The organism is Sphingomonas jatrophae (genome assembly GCF_900113315.1).
GTDB lineage: Bacteria > Pseudomonadota > Alphaproteobacteria > Sphingomonadales > Sphingomonadaceae > Sphingomonas_P > Sphingomonas_P jatrophae.
Genome location: NZ_FOZG01000002.1, coordinates 985,942 through 1,008,131, shown reverse-complemented (window position 1 = coordinate 1,008,131; position 22,190 = coordinate 985,942). Strand labels below are relative to the sequence as shown.

Genomic DNA, 22,190 nt, shown 5'->3' with positions numbered 1-22,190 from the left:
GGCATTCTCCCCTGTTCGCGCGCCACATGCGATCCGCAGCGCGTCATTCGGTGAGGGGAGTAAAACCCGAAAACCGGCCCGCTCCAAACGAAAAGCACGCGGCGTGCCGTGGCACATCCTGAGCGCAGCTTCGTGCGGTACGGTTGCAACAATGTTAAAGGGCAGGCGCCGGCGGCTGCGCCGGCGCCCGAACGCTTATTTGGGGGCGAGCACCATCAGCATCTGGCGTCCCTCCATGCGGGGGAACTGCTCGACCTTGGCGACTTCCGCCGTGTCGGCCTGGACGCGCTGCAGCACCATCATGCCCAGCTGCCCGTGCGCCAGCTCACGCCCGCGGAAACGCAGTGTGCACTTCACCTTGTCGCCCTCGGCCAGGAACTCATGCACCTTCTTCATCTTGGTGTCATAGTCATGGTCGTCGATGTTCGGACGCATCTTGATCTCCTTGATCTCCTGCGTCTTCTGCGACTTGCGGGCGAGGTTCGCCTTTTTCTGCGTCTCGTACTTGAACTTGCCGATGTCGAGGAACTTGGCGACCGGCGGATCCGCATTGGGCGAGACCTCGACTAGATCGAGACCGACCTCACGCGCCTGCTCCATCGCCTCGCGCGTGTACATGACGCCGAGATTCTCGCCATTTTCGTCGATCACCCGAACCTTCTGGCTCTGGATGAATTCGTTGAATCGCGGGCCGTTGAGCGGCATGGGGGTCGGCATGAAGCCGCGACGGGGCATGGGGGGCGGTATAGCGCAGTCTCCTGTTAGCGTTCGGCGGGGCCGCAATGTAGAGAAAAGGCGCGCCGAACGGAAGGGCGCTATAGGGTGCGCCCGACGCGGCATATGGGGATGAGAATGCTGGTCGTCCAGTCCTGGCGCGACGGAGATTGCCCACCCTGGCTGGCGCGCTGCCTCGATAGTGTCGAGGGCTGGGCGCGTGGTGCCGGATTCGCCTATCGCCGGCTGGGCGATGCCCTGTTCGATCCGCTGCCCGCGTGGACATTGGCCGCGGCCGATGGCGCGAGGCTGGCGCTGACCGATCTGGCGCGGCTGCTGTGGATCGAGCCGCTGCTGGACACGGCGGACGCGGTGCTGTGGCTCGATGCCGACGTGCTCGTGTTCGATCCCGCCGCGATGCGGCTGCCGGATGCGCCCGCTGCGCTGGCGCGGGAACGATGGATCTGGCGCGATTCGGCCAGCATCCATGCCGATGAGCGGTTGAGCAATGCCGCGATGCTGTTCACCGCGGGCGATGGCCTGCTCGCCTGGTATCGCCGCACGGCCGAGACGATCCTGCGCGATGCGCCCAAGCCGCTCAACCGCACCGCGCTGGGGCCGCAATTGCTCACCGCGCTCGGCCGCGCGCGGCCGGTGCCGCGGATCGAGTGCGTGCCGACCCTGTCGCCCGCGCTGATGGAGGATCTGCTGGCCGGCGACGGCCCGGCGCTGGCGAGTCACCGCGCCCACTGGGCGCACCCGGTCGGCGCGGCGCATCTTTGTCGGAGCCTCGGCGGCACGCCGGACGCGCCGGATCTGGTGGGCGAGGGCGTGCAGGCCGAGCTCGTCGAGCGACTGCTGCGCGAAGGTGGCACCGCGCTCTCGTCCGCCCAGACCTGCTGAGGCCAACGCAAACCCGCGGGGAACGCCCGTTAACCGAATATTTGCCCTGTTGACTGATAGGCTGAGGCCATGGGCACGCAACAGGTTCTGATCGTCGACGATCGGCCGACAAACCAGAATATCTTCGCGCGGCTGACCAGCGCGCTCGATCCCGACATCGTGGTGAAGACCTGCGGCGACCCGCGCGAGGCGCTGACCCTGATCGAGGGCTGGACGCCCGACCTCATCATCGTCGACTTCTCCATGCCTGAGATGAACGGTGCCGAATTCACCCGTGCCGTGCGCCGCCGTCCGGCAACGCACGAGGTGCCGATCGTAGTCATCACCGCTTATGACGACCGCGATTTCCGCCTTCTTGCGCTAGAGGCCGGTGCCACCGATTTCCTGCAGAGCCCGGTCGATCGGCGCGAATTTCAGTCGCGTGCGCGCACCCTGCTCGCCTTCCGGCGCCAGCAATTGTCCGCGCAGGTGCGCGCTGCCGAATATGAGACGGATGCGGCGCTCGGCAACGCGCTGTCGACGCTGTTCGGCGATGGCGCCGCGCTGATGGGCCAGGTGCTCGATGCCGTGCCCGTGATGGTCGCCGCGACCGACCGCGATGGCCGCTGCCTGTTCGTCAACGCGCATCAGGCCGCGATCAGCGGCCGCGCCCCTGCCGCCCTGGTCGGCAGCGACATTGCCGCCACCTATCCGGCGGATCGGGCCGAGCGCGACCGGGCGGCCAATGCGCGGGTGCTGGAGGGCGGCAGCGCAATCCCCGGCTATGAGGAAGAGATCGAACGCGACGGCGTGCGGCTCATCTACCTCGTCCACAAGGCGCCGCTGCGTGACGGGCAGGGCGAGGTCACCGGCGTGCTCACCTCCGCGATCGACATTACCGGGCGCAAGCGCGCGGAGACGCACCTCAACCACATGGCCCGGCACGACGCGTTGACCGGCCTGCCCAACCGCATCCTGTTCCGCGATCGCCTGCAATCGGCGGTGGCGAAGGCGCAGGCGGACGGCAACCGCGTCGCGGTCTATCTGCTCGATCTCGACCGGTTCAAGTTCGTCAACGATACGCGCGGCCACCGCGCCGGTGACCTGCTGCTGGAAAAGGTCGCCGCGACGGTCGGCCGTATGCTGAAGCCCGGCGAGTGCGCGGCGCGGCTGGGCGGCGACGAATTCGCCGTGCTGATCGGCGGGCTCGACACGCCGGACGAGGCGGCGCAGCGGGCCGAGGCGCTGCTCGCCGCGATCGACCGGACCTATTCGCTGGAGGGACATGACGTTGTCCTCTCCGCCAGTCTCGGCATCGCCTTGTCGCCCGATCACGCGACCGCGCCGGACGAGCTGCTGCGCACCGCCGATCTGGCGATGTATGCGGCCAAGGCCGCGGGCGGGAACACCTTCCGCTTCTTCCACCATGAGATGAACTGGGCGGCGCAGACCGCGGTCGCGCTGGAGGCTGATCTCCACGCCGCGATCGATCGGCAGGAGTTCGAGCTGTTCTATCAGCCCGTCTCGGCCGCGCGCACCGGCGCGATCGTCTCGGCCGAGGCGCTGCTGCGCTGGAACCACCCGGTGAAAGGGCGGCTTGGGCCCGGCGACTTCCTGCGCTGCGCAGAAGAGACCGGCATGATTATCCCGATCGGCGGGTGGGTGCTGCGCGAGGCGTGCCGCCAGCTGGCGGCATGGCGTGCGCGCGGCGTGCCGATCCCGCGCGTGTCGGTGAACCTGTCCGCGCTCCAGTTTCAGCGGACCGACGTGTTCGCGCTCGTCCGTCAGGCGGTGAGCGACTCGGGGCTCGAACCCGACTGCCTGGAGCTCGAGATCGTCGAGAGCCTGCTCGTCGCCAACCGCCAGGCCGCCGCCGAGACGCTGCAACGGCTGCGCGATTTCGGCGTGCGCGTGGCGGTGGACGATTTCGGCACCGGCTATTCCTCGCTGCAATACCTCCGCGACCTGCCGGTCGACCGGCTGAAGATCGACCGCAGCTTCGTCTCGGCATTGCCCTATGCCGCCAAGGACGCGGCGATCGTCCACGCCATCACCAGCATGGCGCACGATCTCGGCCTGGAGACCACGGCCGAGGGCGTCGAGACGGAAGAGCAGCAGGTCATGCTGCGCGCCATCGGCTGCGATCACCTGCAAGGCTATCATATCGGCCGGCCGCAATCCGCACTCGGCCTTGAAGCGCTGCTCGCCAGCCGGCCCGTCGCTCACCGGCGCGCATCGTGAGCGCGGCAGCGGCGCAAGGTGCGTCGCTGTTCAAGCGGCTGCGCGGCCGGCCGGACAGCGAACATGAGATGAGCTTCAATCGCGTCGCCTTCGCGCTGTTCGCGCTGGCGACGACGCTGATCTTCGGGCTCAATCCCGCGTCGATCCCGATCCTGATCGCCTTCCTCGTCCTCAGCACGATCGTGTTCGTCCAGCTATTGTTCGACACCAGCGCGAACGTGTCACGTCGCACGCTGATGATGTTTGTCGATTTCGGCATGATCCTGTCGTTCATCGCGTTGAGCGGCGCGGCATCGGCCGGTTTCTGGCCGCTGCTGTTATGGACCAGCCTCGGCAATGGCTTCCGCTTCGGCCGCAATTTCCTGTTCGCCGCGACGGTGATCTCCACCGCCGGCTTCATCTTCGTCGTCGCGGTGACGCCCTTCTGGCGCGCGAACCTGCCGCTCTCGATCGGGTTGACGCTCGGTCTGGTCGCCATTCCGCTCTATGCCGCGCAGCTGATCCAGAAACTGTCCAAGGCGACCGCCGCGGCCGAGGAGGCGAGCCGCGCGAAGAGCTACTTCCTCGCCAGCGTCAGCCATGAGCTGCGCACCCCGCTGACCGCGATCATCGGCCTGGGCGAGCATCTCGCCGCCACGTCGCGCGAAACGGACAAGCGCGAGACGGCGGGCACGATCGTCGAGGCCGGCCGGCAGCTGCTCACCATGATTACCCGGCTGCTCGATTTCTCACGCTTCGAGGCGAACGGCGCCGTGCTGGAGATCGCGTCCTTCGATCTGGCGCGCCTGCTCGGCTCGGTGCGCGCGCTGATGGAGCATCAGGCGCTGGACAAGGGGCTGAAGCTCAACCTCCATCTCGAACCGGACACGCCGACGGCGTTGCGCGGCGACGAGGCACGGCTGCGCGAGGTGCTCGTCAATCTTGTCGGCAATGCGCTCAAGTTCACCGACCAGGGCGCCATCACCATCATCGCGGGCATGGAGCCGGGTGCGTCCCGGCCGATGCTGCGCCTGGTGGTCGCGGATACCGGCATCGGCATTGCCGAGGAGGCGCAGGAGCATATCTTCGGCAGCTTCCGCCAGGCCGATGCGACCATCATCGACCGTTATGGCGGCACGGGCCTCGGCCTTGCCATCTGCCGCCAGATCGCAACCTTGATGGGCGGGCAGATCGGCGTCGACAGCCGGGTCGGCAGCGGCAGCCGCTTCTGGTTGACCGCGCGCGTCGAGATCGAGGAGGCAGCACCCGAGGCCACCGCACCGGCGCGGCTGCTGCTCTATTCCGACGACCCCGAGCTGGCGCTGGCGATCGGCCGCGGTGTGGTGCGGCGCGAAACCCGCGACAGTATCCGCCCCTTCTACGACCGCGCTGCCGCTACCGTGCTGCTGGTGGATGCGCGTCACCTTGCCGCGACGCGCGAGCTGAGCGACACGGTCGACCTGTCCGACACGCTCGGTCGCGGGGCCGTGCCGATCCTGCTCGCCGATCCCGGCGATCCCGTTCCGCCGCCGGACGAGATCGAGCGCATGTTCGTCTCCCGCCTGCCGCGCCAGCCGACCGCCGACGCGCTCGACCGCGCCGTTTCCACCGCGCTGCGGCTGGCGGGCATCGCCATCGAAGCGGATGCGGGGGAGGTCGCCGAGGTGATCCGCACGCCGCGTCGCATCCTCGTGGCGGACGACAATGCGGTGAACCAGCGCGTGTTCGGCATGATCCTCGACCGCGCCGGCCACGAGGTCGGCTTCGCCGACGATGGCGAGAAAGCGCTCGACCTGATGCGCGACGAGCAGTTCGATGCGGTGCTGATGGACGTCAACATGCCGATCATGAACGGCATCGAGACGACCAAGCTCTACCGCTTCGCCAGCGTCGGCCAGCCGCGCGTGCCGATCATCGCGGTGACGGCCGATGCCTCGCAGGACAATGCCGAGCGGTGCCTGGAGGCGGGCATGGATGCGTGCATCGCCAAGCCGATCGATGCGGAGCCGCTGCTGGACCTGATCGACAGTCTGGTCGAGCGGACGGCGGCACCGGCCGCCGTGCTGCCGGGCTATGATCCGGCAGGCGTCGTGACGCCGCTGACCCGCGCCGAGGCGCCGGCGGCCGAGGCGATCGACTGGTCGGCGCTGGCGGAACTCGACGAGCTGGGCGGCAGCGACTTCGTCGCCGAGCTGATCGGCGTCTACCTGAAGGATGCCGACGGGCTTGCCGCGGCGGTACGTGCTGCGGTGGTGGCGGGCGATGTGGTCGCCTTCCGCACCGACGCGCACGCTTTGTGCAGTTCGGCCGCCAACGTGGGCGCGACCATCGTCGCCGATCTCTGCCGCTATCTCCAGCGGATCGGCGAGGCCGAGTTCCACGAGCGCGGCGCATGGCAGGCGGACCGGCTGGACGATGCTCTGGCCCGCGCGCGCTCGGTGCTGGAAGACTGGCCGCAGCGCACCGCGCGCCGCGCCTGACGGATCAGACCAGCCGCACGCCCGCGCGCGCCGCAGCCATGCGTTTGTCCTGCGCCTGCACCAGCCGCTGCATGATCTTGAGGTCGCGGTCGGTCAGCCGCATCGCGGTTTCCGCCCAGATATCGACCACCTCGCGCAGCTCGTTCAGCGTGACCGGCATGACGCGGCGGCGCGCATCGTAGAGCGCCTTGTGCGTGCTGAAATTGCGCCGCGTGCGGGCGATATGCTCGCGCAGCGCCATCTCGCCGCAGCCGTCATCGGCCAGCACGTCGACCAGCCCCATGTCGTGCATCTCCTCGGCGGTATAGACCTTGCCCGAGAGGATCAGCGCTTCGGCCGCGCGCCGATCCAGCTTGCGGCTGATGAAGCTGTAGGCGCCCATGCCAGGAAACAGGTTGAACAGCACCTCGGGCAGGCCCATCCGCGCGCTGCGCTCCGCCACGATGAAGTCGTAGGACAAGGCGAACTCGAATCCGCCGCCCAGCGCATCGCCGCGAACCAGCGCCATGGTGATGACGGGGCAATCATAAGCGGACCAATTCTCGAACTGGCCCTCGACGCAGCCATAAGCGTATCGGCGCATCGGTTCGATGTCGCCCTGGCGGATACACTGCTGGAAGAAGCCGAGATCGCCGCCGAGATTGTAGACGCCGGGCGTGCGCGAGCCCGAGACGACATATTGGAACGGGGTGGGATCGCCTGGCCGAAGGCCGACGAACTGATCGCGGATCGCCAGCTGAAGCTCGCGATATTCGGCCATCATGCCGAAGCTGAAGCAGGGCCGGCCGGACGGCGCCATGTCGCACCATAGGATGCCGTCTTCCCGGTCGAGCCGTACGTCCAGCTCGCGGAAGCGTAGCTGGCGGATGTCGGCTGAGGCGCCGCCACCCCCGCGATACGGCTCGTCCGCCTCATATTCGCGATACGCCGTCGACCCCATGTCCATCGCCGCGACCCCATCGATCCGGGGGCTTCCGGCCCCTCCTGCGACGAACCGTCTCTTAAAAGTAAGTTAAGTGCAACCGCGCACGGACAAGTTTTGCCGCACTGCGGCAAAATTGTCGTAAGTGTCTGTAATACGCACTGGATCTACGTATTTTGACGTTACGGAATGCGTCAGTTTGCGACACCTGCGGAAAGCGGGAGCTTCGCATCTCCCGCTTCGTTGTGCCCTCCGTATTCCCGACCTGGAGGCTCCCATGGCGACCAAGACCGACTCTTCCACGATCGACCGCAACAGCGCGCTGGCATTCGGCGCTGTCGCCGCCGCCGGCGCGGTGGCCGGATTCGCCGCCAACTTCGTCCGCAAGGCGGTTGTGCAGGCGCCGACCTACCTTGCCGGCAGCTGGGACGAAGCACTGGCGACCGAGCACAAGATGACGCTCGCCATCTTCGACACGCTGGAGAAGACGACCGAGCAGCAGACCGCCAAGCGCGGCTTCCTGCTGATGCAACTGAAGCATGCGCTGGCCAAGCACGCCATGCAGGAAGAGAATGCCGTCTATGCAGCGCTCCGCGACGCGGGCGACCGCGAGACGGCGGACAAGCTGAACGGCGATCACGGCTATGTGAAGCAGTATCTCTACGATCTCGACATGATGCCGCGGTCCGATCCGGCCTGGTTGCCCAAGGCGCGCGAGTTCCGCGCCCTGATCGAGCGGCATGCCGGCGAGGAGGAGCGCGAGGTGTTCCCCGCGCTCAAGGCCAAGCTGACGGAGGAGCAGAACAAGGCGCTCACCGCGGTCATGAACAAGGAAGGGCTGAAGATCGCCTGACCGGTACGGAGGGCTGCCTTGTGTCGACGACGGCGAAGCGTGACGATCCCGCTTTGTGGGAGAAGGTAAAGAAGCGCGTCACCGACGGCGACAAGGGCGGCCATGCCGGCGAATGGTCCGCGCGCAAGGCGCAGCTCGCCGTCAGCGAGTATAAAAAGGCTGGCGGCGGCTATGTCGGCCGCAAGCGCGCGGACAATTCGCTGCACGAATGGACCGAGGAGGAGTGGGGCACCAAGTCGGGCAAGGAGAGCCTGGAGACGGGCGAGCGCTATCTGCCCAAGAAAGCGCGCGAGGCGCTGAGCGACGGGGATTATGCCCGCACCACCGCCAAGAAGCGGCGCGACCTGAAGAAGGGCCGGCAGCATTCCGCCCAGCCAAAGGACGTCGCCGAAAAGGCCGCCCGCGCCCGGCATGGCGAGCCGACCAAGGCAGACCTGCTGGCCGAGGCGCGCAAGCGCGACATTCCCGGCCGCTCCAAGATGGACAAGGCCGCCTTGATGAAGGCGCTAGGCCGCTGATCGCCGCCCCGCCGCCACAAGCGCCACAAGGCTGATCACCGCACACCCGCCGAGATACAGGCCGACCGGCGCCAGCCCGCGCTGCGCCGCCAGCGCCGTCGCCACCAGCGGCGCGAGCCCACCGCCGAGAATGCCGCCGACGTTGAACGCGATCGACGCGCCCGTATAGCGCACGCGCGGCGGGAACAGCCCCGGCAGCCACGCGCCGAGCGGCCCATAGACGAAGCCCATCGCCGTCAGCGCCAGCGCGAGCCAGACGAACACCAGCGCCAGCGATCCCGAGCCGAGCAGCGGCCCCAGCACCGCGCCGGTCACCACCGTCATCAGGCAGCCCCAGATCAGCACGCGGCGTGGATCGAACCGGTCGGACAGCCAGCCAGAGGCGAGAATGCCTGCCGCCATGAACAGGATGCCGCCGAGCTGCGCCTGCAGGAAGTCGGTGCGGCTGTAACCGCCCGCGCCGGTGCCCCAGCTGAGCGCGAAGGCGGTGGCGATATAATAAAGCGCGAAGCAGGCGACGACGCCGAACGTGCCCGCCAGCGTGGCACCGAGATGGCGCTGGAACACCGCGGCGAACGGCACTCGCTCAGGCGGTGCCTCCGCCAGCGCGGCGGCGAAGGCGGGCGTTTCGCTCAGCGTCAGCCGCACCCACAGGCCCAAGCCCACCAGCACGGCGGAAACGAGAAAGGGGATGCGCCAGCCCCACGCGGTCAGGGCCTCCGACGACATGGTCAGGCCGAGCACGAGGAAGAAGCCGTTGGCCGCGAGGAAACCGAGCGGCGCGCCGAGCTGCGGCACCATGCCGAACCGCCCACGCCAGCCGGGCGGCGCATGCTCCACCGCCAGCAAGGCCGCGCCGCCCCATTCGCCGCCAAGACCGAGACCCTGGCCGATCCGCAGCAGGCAGAGCAGCAGCGGCGCCAGCGCGCCCGCCATCTGGTAGGTCGGCAGGAAGGCGATCAGGGTGGTCGATCCGCCCATCAGCAGCAGCGAGGCGACCAGCGTCGACTTGCGCCCGATGCGATCGCCGAAATGGCCGAACAGGGCCGCCCCGATCGGTCGCGCGAAGAAGGCGAGAGCGAGGCTGGCGAACGCCGCCATCTGCTGCGCCAGCGCCGACGATGCGGGAAAGAAAAGCGGGCCGAAGAACAGGCTGGTCGCGGTCGCGAAGATGTAGAAATCGTAGAACTCGACGCCCGTGCCGGCGAGGCTCGCCAGCAGCACGCGGCGGGTGGTTGCGCGGTCGCTCATGCCCCTCTCCTTGCCCGGGCGCGTGCCTTAGCCCTAAGTCGCGCCATGCGCATCCTCGTCGACGCCGATGCCTGCCCGGTGAAGGAGGAGATCTACAAGGTCGCCTTTCGCCACGCCGTGCCGGTCGAGATCGTCTCCAACCAGCATCTCCGCATTCCCGCCCATCCGCTGCTGACGCGCACCGTCGTGGGCGCGAGCTTCGACGCGGCGGACGATCACATCGCGGAGCAGGCGGGACCCGACGCGGTGGTCGTCACCGCGGACATCCTGCTGGCGGATCGCTGCCTCAAGGCGGGCGCCACGGTGATCGCGCCCACAGGCAAGCCGTTCACCCTAGCGGGCATCGGCGCCGCCGTCGCCACCCGCGCGATCATGGCGGACCTGCGCGCAGGGATGGGCGACAACATCGGCGGCCCCGCGCCGTTCGCGAAGGCGGACCGCTCCCGCTTCCTGTCCGCCTTGGACGAGGCGCTGGTGCGCGGGAAACGGGCGGGGCGATAGAGGACCGCGCGCCGCCGGCTTACGCCCTCTCTTCGAAACCCGCAGAGCATTACCGCGGCGCTTTTTCTTACCTCGTCATGCTGAACTCGTTTCAGCATCCACCGGGCGGAACATCATGCGGCCGCTCAGCCAAGCCGCCCGGTGGATCCTGGAACAAGTTCAGGATGACGGAAGGGCTCTACAGATTCAGCAGCGCCGGATCGCCGCCCTGCGCCGCGATGTTCACCGACACCGCGCGCTCCACCGCATAGCGCAGCAGCGCGTGCGGCCCGCCTGCCTTGGGGCCGGTGCCCGAAAGCCCTTCGCCGCCGAAGGGCTGCACGCCGACCACCGCGCCGATGATCGAGCGATTCACATAGACGTTGCCCGCCGGCACCGCCGCGCGCACCTCCTCGGCGAAGCGTTCGATGCGGCTGTGGACGCCGAGCGTCAGGCCATAGCCGCGCTCGGCCAGCTTGCCCGTCACCTGCGGCAGCACCTCGGGATCGTAGCGATAGACGTGGAGGATCGGGCCGAACACCTCCCGCTCGAGGAAGTCGGGCGAGGGCACCTCGGCGATCACCGGGCCGAAATAGCAGCCCTTCTGGCCCCAAGCGCCCGGATCGAGCCGGCGGATCACCTTCGCCTCGCGCTCCAGCCGCGCGACATGCGCCTCGAGCTGCTTGCGCGCATCCTCGTCGATCACCGGGCCGATGTCGGTCGCCGGGTCTGCCGGATCGCCCACGACCAGCGCATCGAGCGCACCGGACAGGGTGGCGATGATCTCGTCCGCCGAATCATGCGGCAGATAGAGGACGCGGAGCGCCGAGCAGCGTTGCCCGGCCGAGCCGATGGCCGAGACGATCACGTCGTCCACCACCTGCTCGCGGAGCGCCGTCGTATCGACGAACATGCCGTTCAAGCCCCCCGTCTCGGCGATGAAGGGCAGGATCGGGCCGTTCCGCGCCGCCAGCTGGCGGTTGATCGCCCACGCCGTCTCGGTGCCGCCGGTGAAGGCGACGCCATGAATGTGCGGGTGCGCCACGAGCGCCGCGCCCACGTCCGTGCCCTCGCCCGGCAGCAGGGCCAGGAGATCGGGATTGAGCCCGGCGCGGTGGAACAGGCGAACCGCCTCCGCGGCGATGAGCGGGGTCTGCTCGGCGGGCTTGGCCAGCACCGCATTGCCCGCCGCCAGCGCGGCGGCGATCTGGCCGGTGAAGATCGCCAGCGGGAAGTTCCAGGGCGAGATGCAGACGAACGTGCCGCGTCCGCGCAGTTCAAGGCTGTTCACCTCGCCGACCGGGCCGTTGAGCGTCGTCGGCCCGGCAAACTGACGCTCGGCGAGGTGCGCGTAATAGCGGCAGAAATCGACCGCCTCGCGTACCTCGGCCACGGCGTCGTTCAGCGTCTTGCCCGCTTCCTCCGCCAGCAGCGCGACGAGCCGGTCCATGTCGGTCTCCAGCGCATCGCCCATGGCGCGCAGCGTCCGGGCGCGAGCCGGGCCGCCGCGGCGATCCCAGGCCGGCTGGGCCGCCCGCGCGCGCTTGGCGGCGGCGTCGATGTCGGCGCGCGTTGCCGCGCTGACCGCGCCGAGCAGCCGGCTGCGATCCACCGGCGAATGGAGCGGCACCGCGCCTGCCCCGGCGAGCAGCTGTCCGCCGACGATCGGCCCGGCCGCGATATGGTCGGCCAGGGCAAGGCCGGTCGCCCGCGCGGCTGCCGCGCGCACGTCCCAGCGGCTGTAATCGCGCCCGAGCGGGTTCTTGCGCTCCGCCCCGTAAAGGTCGGCGGGAACGGGAATCTTGGGATGGCGGCCGGGCTGCGCCTCGACCGCGGCGATCGGATCATGCACCACCTGCTCGGCGGGCACGCGCGAATCGGTCAGCGCGTGGACGAAGCTGGTATTGGCGCCATTTTCCAGCAGCCGGCGGACGAGATAGGGCAGCAATTCCTCATGCCCGCCGACCGGCGCATAAGCGCGCAGATGCGCTTTCGCGCCGTCATGCGGCACCTTGTAGAGCGCCTCGCCCATGCCGTGCAGCCGCTGATGCTCGATCGGCACGTTCGCGCGCGCCGCCATCAGCCGGACCGCGGCCAGCGTGTGCGCATTGTGCGTCGCGAACTGCGGATAAAGGTGCGGGCTCGCCGCGATCAGCGCCTCGGCGCAGACCAGATAGGACAGATCCGTCGCCGGCTTGGTGGTGAACACCGGATAGTCCGGCCGCCCGGCCAGCTGCGCGCGCTTGATCTCGCTGTCCCAATAGGCGCCCTTGACGAGGCGGACCATCAGCCGCCGTCCCGTCTCGCGCGACAGTGCCGCCAGCCGCTCGATCACGTGGATGCCGCGCTTCTGATAGGCCTGCACGACGACGCCGAGGCCGGTCCAGTCGCTTAAGTCCGCCTCGCGCGCCAGCCGCTCGATCAGCTTCAAGGAGAGGACCAGCCGGTCCGCCTCCTCCGCGTCGATGGCGAAGTTGAGATCGTGGCGCTTGGCGATCAGCGCCAGCCGCTTCATGCGGGGATAGAGCTCCTCCCACACGCGCGCTTCCTGCACCGCCTCATAGCGCGGGCAGAGCGCGGAGAGCTTGACCGACACGCCGTGCCCGTCCTCGGGCCGCTGACCCTGAGCGCGGGCGCGGCCGACCTTTTCGATCGCGTCGGCATAGATGCCTTCGTAGCGCGCCGCGTCCATCGCGGTGCGGGCGCCCTCGCCCAGCATGTCGAACGAGCAGAGCCAGCCCTCGCGCTTGGCCCGGCGGAGCGCCGCATCGACATCGCGCCCGAGCACGAACTGCTCGCCCATCATGCGCACCGCAGCACCCACCGCCTGGCGGATCACCGGCTCGCCCACGCGGGCGGTCAGGCGCTTCAGCCAGCCGCCGACATCCTGCTTGGCCTCCTCGTCCACGTCGATCAGCCGCCCGGTCAGCATCAACCCCCAGGTAGAGGCGTTGACGAACAGGCTCTCCGACTGGCCGAGATGCGCCGCCCAGTCCGCCGCGCCGATCTTTTCCGCGATCAGCCGGTCGCGCGTGTCCGCATCGGGCGTGCGCAGCAGCGCTTCGGCGAGGCACATGAGCGCGAGGCCCTCGCGCGTGCCGAGGCTGAATTCCTTGAGGAAGCTCTCGACGACGCCCTGCTTGGCGGTGGAGGCGCGGGCCGCCTCGACCAGCTGCACCGCATGATCCACCACCGTGCGCCGCTCGGCGGGAGACAGAGGCGTGCGGGCGAGCAGCGCGCGGACGCTGTCGGCCTCATCCTCGTCCTTGTGCGCATCGAGCGCATCCCAGGTGGACATTTCGGGCAGCATGAATGGAGGCTCCGGAGTGCGAGGAAGCGCCTCCCATAGGCGCAGCCGCCGCGCGGGTGAACCGGTATCGTTTGAAACTTGGCCGCTCGGCCGGGAGAGCGGCGCAAAGCGCGTCCGATTCCAACGTCATCATTCTGGCGGCTAATATCCCGCTTCGGATGATGACATTCGCCCCTGCGCTTCCCATTTCAGGCCCGTAGCGCTACAGGCGCGCAGACTTTGCTATTCAAACTGAGGGTCGATGCCGAAGGAAGACACGCTCGAAATGCGGGGGCAGGTGGTGGAACTGCTGCCCAACGCCATGTTCCGCGTCAAGCTCGAGAATGATCATGAGATCCTCGGGCACACCGCGGGCAAGATGCGCAAGAACCGCATCCGCGTGCTGGTAGGCGACGAGGTGCTGGTCGAAATCTCGCCCTATGATCTGACCAAGGGGCGGATCAACTATCGCTTCATGCCGGGCCGCAGCGGACCGCCTGGCCGTTGATCCCCGCACGGGCTTGAGGCCCATGCTGATCCTCGCATCCGCCAGCCCCCGGCGGCTGGAGCTGCTCGCCCGGCTGGGGCTGACGCCCGCGGCCGTGGATGCCGCCGACATCGATGAATCGCCGCAGAAGGGCGAACTGCCGCTGCCCTATGCCCGCCGGCTTGCCGCCGCGAAGGCCGCAGCAGTGGCCGCGCGGCGGGCGGACGCGTGGGTGCTCGCCGCCGACACGGTGGTTGCCGCTGGCCGCCGCATCCTGCCCAAGGCCGAGGATGAGGCGACCGCGGCCACCTGCCTCGATCTGCTCGCCGGACGGCGCCACCGCGTCCACACCGCGCTTGCGCTGGCTGGGCCTGACGGGCGGATGCGCACGCGCGAGGCCACCAGCGTGGTCGCGTTCAAGCCGCTCTCCGCGGCCGAGCGGGCCGCCTATCTCGCCGGTGGCGAGTGGCGCGGCAAGGCGGGCGGCTATGCCATCCAGGGCTATGCCGAGGCGTGGGTGCGGCATCTGGCGGGCAGCCACTCCAACGTCGTCGGCCTCCCGCTGTTCGAGACTCGCGCATTGCTTGCCGCGGCGGGGCTGCTTGCCGGCTGAGTGGGTCTGGGAGGCGGGCGTCGGCGAGACGCGGGCTGCCCTGATCGACGACGATGCCATCCTTGCCGCACGGATCGAGCGGGACGGGGCCTTGCGCGAAGGCACCGTCTGCCGCGGCCGGTTGCTGCGGATGCTGCCCGAGACGAACCGCGCGGTGGTGCGGCTGGACGGGGGCGAGGAGGTGCTGCTCCGCCCCGCGCCGCGCCTGTCCGAGGGCGCCGCGATCAGCGTCGTCATCACGCGCGAGCCGATCCCCGAGGAAGGCCGCCTGCGGCCGGCGCATGCCCGCCTGGCAGAGCAGGGTGCGGCGGCCGCCGCGGCACCGACGCTGGCCGAGCGGCTTGGCGCGGGGGGCGTGCCGGTGCGACGCCTGTTATCGCACCAGCCGGATGCCCTTGAGGCGGCCGGCTGGTCCGAACTGCTGGACGAGGCGGCATCGGGCGCGATCGCCTTCACAGGCGGGCTGCTGCGCCTGTCGCTCACCCCGGCGATGACCCTGTTCGACGTCGACGGCCAGCTTGGGGCGGATGCGCTGGCGGTGGCGGGCGCGCGCGCCGCCGCGGTGGCGATCCGGCGGCTGGATATCGGCGGCTCCATCGGCGTCGATCTGCCGACCGTGGCCAAGCCGGCGCGCGCGGCGGCGGCAGCGGCGGTGGACGCGATCCTGCCGCAGCCGTTCGAGCGCACGGCGGTCAACGGCTTCGGCTTCCTCCAGATCGTCCGCCCACGGTCGCGCGCCTCCATTCCCGAGCTGGTCCGCGGCAACCCCGCGCTGTCGGCCGCGCTGGCGCTGCTGCGGCGGGCGGAGCGCGAGCCGCTGCACGGGCGGCGCACCCTGGTGGCAGCGTCAGCAGTGCTGGCGCGGATCATGCCGGAGTGGCAGGCCGAGCTGGCGCGGCGGCTGGGCACCGATATCGGCTTGCGGGCGGACGCCGACCTGCCCATCTCCGGCGGATATGTCGAACCTGCGCGCTAAGGGCTGCCCGCTGTGCGGCGCCCCCACCAACCCCGATTATCGCCCCTTCTGCTCGCGCGGCTGCCGCGACCGGGATCTGCTGCAATGGATGGGAGAGGGCTACCGCGTGCCGGGGCGTCCGATCGACGAAGTAGCGGACGAGGAAGACTGACTGCAACGAGAGGCTGGACAGCGCCGATCCACCCCCCTAAAGGCGCGCCTTCCAACGCTCCCGTGCCCAGGTAGCTCAGTTGGTAGAGCACGTGACTGAAAATCACGGTGTCGGCGGTTCGATTCCGTCCCTGGGCACCATCTCCTGATCATCGGATGGTTAGCGACCCGTTTGGAACGGGTGTGTCGCGATCACGTTGGCGGTGGATCGGGCCGGAGGAGGGCCGATCCCATGAAGCATGTCCTGTCCCTGATCGCCTTGGCCGCCGGGCTGACCGCACCGGCCGCGGCACAATCGCGCTACGGCGCGCCCGCCCCCGGCCAGTATCGCGCCGAGCAGCGCGAAACGGCACGGCTGAACGCGCAGCAAGACGTGGAACAGGACGATTACGGCGCCGACGATGCCGCCAATGCGCCGCCGATCGGCGGCGATTATGCGCGGGACCGGGCCGATTACGAACGGGAGCTGGCCGAGAACCGGCGCGCGCGGGACGATTACCGCCGCCGCTCCGCCGAGCACCGGCAGGATCTGGCGCGCTGGCGCGAGCGGGTGGCCGCCTGCAATGACGGCGTGCGCGAGGCCTGCGCCGGATATGAGGAGCGGTATGGCAGCTATGGCAATGGCCGCTACGCCCCGCCGCCCCCCGTCTATCGCGGGGCCGGCCGCTATGCCGACGGGCGGGACTGGCGGGACGACGCGCCACCGCCGCCTCCCCCGCCCTCGCGTTACCGTCCGCCAGCGGACGACAGCTATGAGGATGGCCCGGACGGTTACGACGACGGCTATGCCGCGCCGGATGACGGCTATAGCGCGCCCGCACCCCGCAACCTCCCGCCCTATCGCTAGAGCGGGAGCGGCGGATCACTTCAGGAGGACGAGTTCCTCCGCCATCGACGGGTGCAGCGCCACCGTGTCGTCGAACGCCTGCTTGGTGAGCCCGGCCTTGACCGCGATCGCCGCCGCTTGAAGGATTTCGGGTGCGTCCGGGCCGATCATGTGCAGGCCCAGAACCTTGTCCGTCACCGGATCGCAGATCATCTTGTAGAGCGCGCGCTCGTGCCGGTCGGCCAGCACGTTCTTCATGGCGCGGAAGTCGGACGCATAGACCTTGACCGAGCCGAACTTGGTCTTCGCCTGGCTTTCCGTCAGGCCGACGCCGGCAAGCGGCGGGTGGCTGAACACCGCACTCGGGATGCAGCCATAGTCGACCCGGTGCGGCTTGTTGCCGAACACCGTGTCGGCAAAGGCTTGGCCCTCACGGATCGCGACCGGGGTCAGCTGCACGCGGTTGGTGACATCGCCCACCGCGTAGATGGATGCGATGTTGGTGCGGTTGTCGTCGTCGACGCGGACGGCGCCCTTGTCGTCCAGCTCGACGCCGGCGGCGTCGAGGCCGAGCGAGTCCGTATTCGGGCGGCGGCCGGTCGCGAACAGCAGCAGATCGCATTCCAGCGGCTGCTTGGCATCCTTCAGGTGCACCGTGATCGTGCCGTCCGCGGCCTTTTCCACCCGGTCGAACGCGGCGTGGAAGCGGAAGTCGATCCCTTTGGTCATGCTGATCTGGAGGAGGCGATCGCGGATCTGCTCGTCATAGCCGCGCAGGATCACGTCGGAGCGGTTGACCAGGGTCACCTGCGCGCCGAATTCGTGGAAGATGCCGGCGAATTCGTTGGCGATGTAGCCGCCGCCGGCGATCACGACGCGCTTGGGCAGCGTTTCCAGGTGGAACACCTCGTTCGAGGTGATGCCATGTTCGCAGCCGGGCACGTTCGGCACGTCGGGCGTGGCGCCGGTGGCGATCAGGATGGTCCTGGCCGTCAGCTCACGGCCCGAGGCGAGGCGGATCGCGTTGGGGCCGGTCAGCACCGCGCGTTCCTTGATTACCTCGACGCCGTTATTGCCGAGCGTCTGCGTGTAGATGCCCTCCAGCCGCGCCACTTCGGACAGCACGTTCTCGCGCAGCGTCGGCCAGGAGAAGGCGCAATCGGGCACGTCCCAGCCGAAGCGGCGCGCATCCGCCAGATCCTCGGCGAAATGCGCGCCATAGACGAGCAGCTTCTTCGGCACGCAGCCGCGGATCACGCAGGTGCCGCCGACCTTGTGCTCCTCCGCCACGGCGACCTTCGCGCCATGTGCCGCGGAGACGCGCGCGGCGCGCACCCCGCCCGACCCTGCGCCGATGACGAAGAGGTCGTAATCAAAATCCGCCATGTTCGGCTCCGTGGATGCTGGCCCGCGCCCGAGAACGAGCGCGCTCGCTGACGGTTCAGCGACGTTGGCCCCGCCCTATCGCCTTCGCGCGGCAGGTGAAAGCACGGGGCCGGCAGTCAGGATCAGCCGACGCGGTTCGCCACCAGATCGTCCACCACCGCCGGATCGGCGAGCGTCGAGGTATCGCCCAGCGCGTCGACCTCGCCCTCGGCGATCTTGCGCAGGATGCGGCGCATGATCTTGCCCGAGCGCGTCTTGGGTAGGCCGGGGGCGAACTGGATCGCATCGGGCGTGGCGATCGGGCCGATCTCGCGGCGGACCCAGTCCTTCAGCGCCTTGCGTAGGGTCTCGTCGCCCGTCTCGTTCGCATTGAGCGTGACATAGGCGTAGATGCCTTGGCCCTTCACGTCGTGCGGCATGCCGACCACCGCCGCCTCGGCCACCTGCGGGTGGAGGACGAGCGCGCTCTCCACCTCAGCGGTGCCCATGCGGTGGCCGGAGACGTTGATCACGTCGTCCACCCGGCCGGTGATCCAGTAATAGCCATCCTCGTCGCGGCGGGCGCCGTCGCCGGTGGTGTACTTGCCGGGGAAGGTGGAGAAATAGGTCTCGAAGAAGCGCTGGTGATCGCCCCAGACGGTGCGCATCTGCCCCGGCCACGAGCGGGCGATGACGAGATTGCCCGACGCGGCCCCCTGCTGCACGATCCCCTCGCTATCGACGATCTGCGGATCGACGCCGGGCAACGGCTTGGTCGCGGAGCCGGGTTTCAGCGGCGTGGCGCCCGGCAGCGGCGAGATCAGCGCGCCGCCCGTCTCCGTCTGCCACCACGTGTCGACGATCGGGCAGCGGCCCCCGCCGACGATCTCATGATACCAGCGCCATGCCTCGGGGTTGATCGGCTCGCCCACCGTGCCGAGCAATTTCAGCGAGGCGCGCGAGGTGGCCTGCACGTGGCCGTCCCCCTCCTTCATCAGCGCGCGCAGCGCCGTCGGCGCGGTGTAGAGGATCTCGACCTTGTGCCGATCGACCACCTGCCAGATGCGCGACGCATCGGGCCAGTTGGGCACGCCCTCATACATCAGGGTCGTCGCGCCGTTCGCCAGCGGGCCGTAGACGATATAGCTGTGGCCGGTGACCCAGCCGATATCGGCCGCGCACCAATAGACCTGGCCCGGCCGGTAATCGAACACCAGCTCGTGCGTGACGGCCGCCCAGAGAAGGTAGCCGCCGGTGGAGTGCAGCACGCCCTTCGGCTTGCCGGTGGAGCCCGAGGTGTAGAGGATGAAGAGCGGATCTTCCGCCCCCATCGGCTCGGGGGTGCAAGTGGTCGGCACGCCCTCCGCCAGATCGCGATACCAGTCGTCGCGGCCGGCCTGCATCGGCACGTCGGCGCCCGTCGCCTTCACCACGATCACGCGCTTGAGCGACGGGGCGTGCGCGGCGGCGGCGTCGACATTGGCCTTCAAAGGCACGCGCTTGCCGCCGCGGCGGCCCTCGTCGGCGGTGACGACGATGGAGCTGTCGCAATCCTGGATGCGGCCGGCGAGCGCCTCGGGCGAGAAGCCGGCGAAGACGACCGAGTGGATCGCGCCGATCCGCGCGCAGGCGAGCAGCGCAAACGCCGCCTCCGGGATCATCGGCAGATAGAGGGTGACGCGGTCGCCCTTCTTCGCGCCCGCGGCCTTCAGCACGTTGGCGAAGCGGCACACCTCGTCGCGCAGCTGGGCATAGGTGTAGCGGCGCGGCGGCTCCGCAGGATCGTCCGGTTCCCAGATGATGGCGACGCGATCCGGATGCGTGCGGGCGTGGCGATCGACGCAATTGGCGCTGGCGTTGAGCTTGCCGTCGGCGAACCAGCGGATGTGGAAATCGGCCTTGTCGAACGACCAGTCGCCGGCAATTTCCGGCCGCTTGATCCAGTCGAGCCGGCGCGCCTGTTCCAGCCAGTAGGTGCCGGGATCGGCCAGCGAGCGGCCGTAGAGCTTCGCCGCCGCAGCCTCGTCGATGCGCGTGCGCTTCGCCCAGGCGGCAGGAACGGGATAGGTCGTCTGGTCGCTCAAACCGCTCTCCGTCTTCGTCTTTCAACCTCCTATCCCCCGCCCGCGGGCCGCGCGCAAGCGCCGCCCCTGCGACAAGCGTGACGCGCCGCGCGACGAACATGCCGCTACGGCAGGCATGCCATGTTGCGATCACATGAACGAATTGACAGGAAGAGCGGCGCACGCTTACGACGCGATCAAAGAATAGGTGAGTCAAACAATGGCTCATCGCGGGTCGCGTGCAGGCATGGTGTTGGGGGCGGGCACGCACCTGACCAAGGGGGGCTCTGTATGCTGTTTCGCGTTCCGGCGGCCCGTATGTCCGCCGGCCTTGCCATGTGCTTGGCTGGGCCAGTGCTGGCGCAGGCACCATTGGCACCACCGCCCGGATTAGGCGCCGTCCAGGCGACACCCACACCGCAACAGCTCGACCTGCCCAAGCCGGATCCCGCGACGGCCGCGCCGCGCATCCGGGTGGAGGCGGACGCGGCGGTGCCGACGGCGCCTTGCCCGCTCGCCAATTACGACATCCAGGTGCAGATCCGCTCGATCGACTTCGTCGGGCCGAGCGTGCTGAGCGAGGGCGGCCAGCCTTCGCCCACCCCGCTCGCCCCCGAGATCCGCACCCTGCTGGCCGACATCGCCAGTGCGACTCCGCCAGGATCGCAGCCGGTGAAGATCGTCTGCGACATTCGCGACAAGGCGGCCGCACGGCTGCGGGCCGCAGGCTATGTCGCCTCCGTGCAGATCCCGCCGCAGCGGATCGAGGATGGCGCGCTGCGGCTCGAGGTCGTCACCGCCAAGATCGTCGAGGTGCGGGTGCGCGGCGATGCCGGCCCCTATCGCGACGTGCTGGCCGCCCGGATCGAGCAGCTGAAGGCGCTGACCCCGCTCAACGAGCGCGATGCCGAGCGGGTGCTGCTGCTGGCGGGCGATATCCCCGGCCTCGATGTGCAGCTGGCGCTGCGCCCCGCCAATGCGCAGCCCGGCGAGGTGATCGGCGAGCTGACGGTGGTCTACAAGCGCTTCTCGCTGCTGGCCAACGTGCAGAATTACGGCTCGCGCCAGCTCGGCCGCGAGACGGGCTATGTCCGCGGCGAACTCTACGGGCTGACCGGCGCTGCCGACGTCACCTATGTCGGCGCTTCCTCGACCTTCGATTTCCAAGAGCAGATCGTCGCGCAGGCCGGCCACATCATGGGGCTGGGCAGCAGCGGCACGACGCTGGCCGGCAGCTTCACCTATGCCTGGTCGCGGCCGGACGTGGGCGAGCTGGACCTGCGCTCCCAATCGCTGATCGGCGGGATCGAGCTGCGCATGCCGATCACCCGCTCGGTCAACAACAATGCCAGCATGTCCGGCGGCTTCGAACTGATCGAGCAGCGCACGCGCGTCCACGCCAACGGCTCCAGCTCGCCGCTCAACCGCGACAAGCTGCGCGTCGCCTTCCTGCGCATGGAAGCGTCCGCGGGCGAGCGGCGGCCGGACGGCGCGGACAAGTGGTTCCTGCGCGGCGAGGTGGAGGTGCGCCAGGGGCTCAACGTGCTCAAGGCGAGCAGGCGGGCCGAGACCAAGGGCGGCTACACGCCGTCGCGCTTCGAGGGCGATCCGCAGGCCTCGGTGGTGCGCGGCGAGCTGGACGGCATCGTCGGGCTGGGGCCGATCTTCAGCCTCTATGCCGGCGCAAGGGCGCAATATTCCAGCGGGCCGCTCCTCAACTTCGAGGAATATTCGCTCGGCAACCTCACCTTCGGCCGCGGCTATGATCCGGGTGCGAACAGCGCCGACCGCGCGGTGGCGGTGCGGATCGAACCGCGTGCCAAGATCTTCCAGTCGAGCGAGGTGCGGACCGACCTCTTCGGCTTCTACGACCTCGTCTACATCCGCAATCTCGACAGCAACGCGATCGAGAACCGCCGCACGCTGGACAGCTTCGGCGGCGGCCTGCGCATCGGCTGGGCCAACCGCCTGCTCGCCGAGATTACCTATGCCCGCCCGCGCGACAAGGCGCTGCTGATCCCCGGCGCGAAGCGCGCGCCGGATCGGCTGCTGCTGTCGATCACGGGCCAGTTCAGCCCCACCGTCAAGTAAGCGGGGCAGG

Annotated in this window: 18 protein-coding genes and 1 tRNA gene; 13 read left to right on the top strand and 6 right to left on the bottom strand. The window is 69.1% G+C overall.

The window, feature by feature from the left end:
- Positions 1-195: 195 nt before the first annotated feature.
- The gene (gene infC / locus BM360_RS14065; protein WP_242653516.1) at positions 196-705 is read right to left on the bottom strand and encodes a translation initiation factor IF-3; all 510 of its coding nucleotides are present in this window, start codon (positions 703-705) and stop codon (positions 196-198) included.
- A gap of 147 nt (positions 706-852) precedes the next feature.
- On the opposite strand from infC, the gene BM360_RS14060 reads away from it, so the two are divergent.
- The 3 genes from BM360_RS14060 to BM360_RS14050 all read left to right on the top strand — a co-directional run bounded on the left by BM360_RS14060 (position 853) and on the right by BM360_RS14050 (position 6,296).
- Positions 853-1,617, top strand: a complete 765-nt coding sequence (locus BM360_RS14060; protein WP_093315648.1) for a hypothetical protein — start codon at positions 853-855, stop codon at positions 1,615-1,617.
- Between the two features lie 69 nt (positions 1,618-1,686).
- Positions 1,687-3,837 (top strand): EAL domain-containing response regulator, encoded by a 2,151-nt coding sequence (locus BM360_RS14055; RefSeq protein WP_093315646.1) that lies wholly within the window; start codon positions 1,687-1,689, stop codon positions 3,835-3,837.
- Positions 3,834-6,296 carry an ATP-binding protein gene (locus tag BM360_RS14050; RefSeq protein ID WP_093315644.1) on the top strand — a complete coding sequence of 821 codons (2,463 nt, stop codon included), beginning with the start codon at positions 3,834-3,836 and terminating at the stop codon, positions 6,294-6,296. Before BM360_RS14055 ends, BM360_RS14050 begins: the two co-directional genes overlap by 4 nt.
- A 4-nt stretch (positions 6,297-6,300) precedes the next feature.
- Here the strand turns inward: BM360_RS14050 and BM360_RS14045 are convergent, their stop codons facing one another.
- Positions 6,301-7,236 (bottom strand): crotonase/enoyl-CoA hydratase family protein, encoded by a 936-nt coding sequence (locus BM360_RS14045; protein WP_207544600.1) that lies wholly within the window; start codon positions 7,234-7,236, stop codon positions 6,301-6,303.
- 259 nt (positions 7,237-7,495) lie between these two features.
- Here BM360_RS14045 and BM360_RS14040 point away from each other — a divergent pair, with 259 nt between their 5' ends.
- Complete coding sequence (locus BM360_RS14040) at positions 7,496-8,071, top strand: hemerythrin domain-containing protein (protein WP_093315640.1); 576 nt, start codon at positions 7,496-7,498, stop codon at positions 8,069-8,071.
- 20 nt (positions 8,072-8,091) lie between these two features.
- Positions 8,092-8,589 (top strand): hypothetical protein, encoded by a 498-nt coding sequence (locus tag BM360_RS14035; protein ID WP_093315638.1) that lies wholly within the window; start codon positions 8,092-8,094, stop codon positions 8,587-8,589.
- Here BM360_RS14035 and BM360_RS14030 read toward each other — a convergent pair.
- Positions 8,578-9,840: an MFS transporter gene (locus BM360_RS14030; protein WP_093315636.1), complete on the bottom strand. Its 1,263-nt coding sequence runs from the start codon at positions 9,838-9,840 to the stop codon at positions 8,578-8,580. The two genes, BM360_RS14035 and BM360_RS14030, sit on opposite strands and share 12 nt — an antisense overlap.
- A gap of 45 nt (positions 9,841-9,885) precedes the next feature.
- Here BM360_RS14030 and BM360_RS14025 point away from each other — a divergent pair, with 45 nt between their 5' ends.
- Entirely contained in the window at positions 9,886-10,341 is a 456-nt protein-coding gene (locus BM360_RS14025; protein ID WP_093315634.1) for a YaiI/YqxD family protein, read from the top strand.
- A 178-nt stretch (positions 10,342-10,519) separates the two neighbouring features.
- On the opposite strand, the gene putA is transcribed toward BM360_RS14025, so the two are convergent.
- Entirely contained in the window at positions 10,520-13,630 is a 3,111-nt protein-coding gene (gene putA, locus BM360_RS14020; protein WP_093315632.1) for a bifunctional proline dehydrogenase/L-glutamate gamma-semialdehyde dehydrogenase PutA, read from the bottom strand.
- Positions 13,631-13,871: 241 nt separating this feature from the next.
- Here putA and infA point away from each other — a divergent pair, with 241 nt between their 5' ends.
- The 6 genes from infA (at position 13,872) to BM360_RS13990 (ending at position 16,682) form a co-directional block, all read left to right on the top strand.
- Positions 13,872-14,117 carry a translation initiation factor IF-1 gene (gene infA, locus BM360_RS14015; RefSeq protein WP_093315630.1) on the top strand — a complete coding sequence of 82 codons (246 nt, stop codon included), beginning with the start codon at positions 13,872-13,874 and terminating at the stop codon, positions 14,115-14,117.
- Between the two features lie 22 nt (positions 14,118-14,139).
- Positions 14,140-14,709: a Maf family protein gene (locus BM360_RS14010; RefSeq protein WP_093315628.1), complete on the top strand. Its 570-nt coding sequence runs from the start codon at positions 14,140-14,142 to the stop codon at positions 14,707-14,709.
- Entirely contained in the window at positions 14,699-15,685 is a 987-nt protein-coding gene (locus tag BM360_RS14005) for a ribonuclease (protein WP_093315626.1), read from the top strand. Before BM360_RS14010 ends, BM360_RS14005 begins: the two co-directional genes overlap by 11 nt.
- On the top strand, positions 15,666-15,836 hold the full coding sequence (locus BM360_RS14000) for a DNA gyrase inhibitor YacG (RefSeq protein ID WP_093315624.1): 171 nt from the start codon (positions 15,666-15,668) through the stop codon (positions 15,834-15,836). Before BM360_RS14005 ends, BM360_RS14000 begins: the two co-directional genes overlap by 20 nt.
- Positions 15,837-15,900: 64 nt before the next feature.
- A tRNA-Phe gene (locus BM360_RS13995) sits at positions 15,901-15,976 on the top strand.
- Positions 15,977-16,067: 91 nt separating this feature from the next.
- Positions 16,068-16,682 (top strand): hypothetical protein, encoded by a 615-nt coding sequence (locus tag BM360_RS13990; protein WP_093315622.1) that lies wholly within the window; start codon positions 16,068-16,070, stop codon positions 16,680-16,682.
- Positions 16,683-16,697: 15 nt separating this feature from the next.
- Here the strand turns inward: BM360_RS13990 and gorA are convergent, their stop codons facing one another.
- Positions 16,698-18,047, bottom strand: a complete 1,350-nt coding sequence (gorA, locus tag BM360_RS13985) for a glutathione-disulfide reductase (protein WP_093315619.1) — start codon at positions 18,045-18,047, stop codon at positions 16,698-16,700.
- Positions 18,048-18,169: 122 nt separating this feature from the next.
- Positions 18,170-20,110, bottom strand: coding sequence for an acetate--CoA ligase (gene acs / locus BM360_RS13980; RefSeq protein ID WP_093315617.1), 1,941 nt, complete (start codon positions 20,108-20,110; stop codon positions 18,170-18,172).
- 351 nt (positions 20,111-20,461) lie between these two features.
- Between acs and BM360_RS13975 the strand changes: the two genes are divergently transcribed.
- Positions 20,462-22,180, top strand: a complete 1,719-nt coding sequence (locus BM360_RS13975; protein WP_131819274.1) for a ShlB/FhaC/HecB family hemolysin secretion/activation protein — start codon at positions 20,462-20,464, stop codon at positions 22,178-22,180.
- Positions 22,181-22,190 lie beyond the last annotated feature (10 nt).

Excerpts from the sequence above, each read along its gene's own strand:
- putA (WP_093315632.1), bottom strand. The coding sequence starts at position 13,630 with ATGCTGCCCGAAATGTCCACCTGGGATGCGCTCGATGCGCACAAGGAC.
- BM360_RS14060 (WP_093315648.1), top strand. The coding sequence starts at position 853 with ATGCTGGTCGTCCAGTCCTGGCGCGACGGAGATTGCCCACCCTGGCTG.
- BM360_RS14040 (WP_093315640.1), top strand. The coding sequence starts at position 7,496 with ATGGCGACCAAGACCGACTCTTCCACGATCGACCGCAACAGCGCGCTG.
- infA (WP_093315630.1), top strand. The coding sequence starts at position 13,872 with ATGCCGAAGGAAGACACGCTCGAAATGCGGGGGCAGGTGGTGGAACTG.
- BM360_RS14025 (WP_093315634.1), top strand. The coding sequence starts at position 9,886 with ATGCGCATCCTCGTCGACGCCGATGCCTGCCCGGTGAAGGAGGAGATC.
- BM360_RS14045 (WP_207544600.1), bottom strand. The coding sequence starts at position 7,236 with ATGGGGTCGACGGCGTATCGCGAATATGAGGCGGACGAGCCGTATCGC.
- infC (WP_242653516.1), bottom strand. The coding sequence starts at position 705 with ATGCCGCTCAACGGCCCGCGATTCAACGAATTCATCCAGAGCCAGAAG.
- BM360_RS14055 (WP_093315646.1), top strand. The coding sequence starts at position 1,687 with ATGGGCACGCAACAGGTTCTGATCGTCGACGATCGGCCGACAAACCAG.
- gorA (WP_093315619.1), bottom strand. The coding sequence starts at position 18,047 with ATGGCGGATTTTGATTACGACCTCTTCGTCATCGGCGCAGGGTCGGGC.
- BM360_RS13990 (WP_093315622.1), top strand. The coding sequence starts at position 16,068 with ATGAAGCATGTCCTGTCCCTGATCGCCTTGGCCGCCGGGCTGACCGCA.
- BM360_RS14010 (WP_093315628.1), top strand. The coding sequence starts at position 14,140 with ATGCTGATCCTCGCATCCGCCAGCCCCCGGCGGCTGGAGCTGCTCGCC.
- BM360_RS14000 (WP_093315624.1), top strand. The coding sequence starts at position 15,666 with ATGTCGAACCTGCGCGCTAAGGGCTGCCCGCTGTGCGGCGCCCCCACC.
- BM360_RS14030 (WP_093315636.1), bottom strand. The coding sequence starts at position 9,840 with ATGAGCGACCGCGCAACCACCCGCCGCGTGCTGCTGGCGAGCCTCGCC.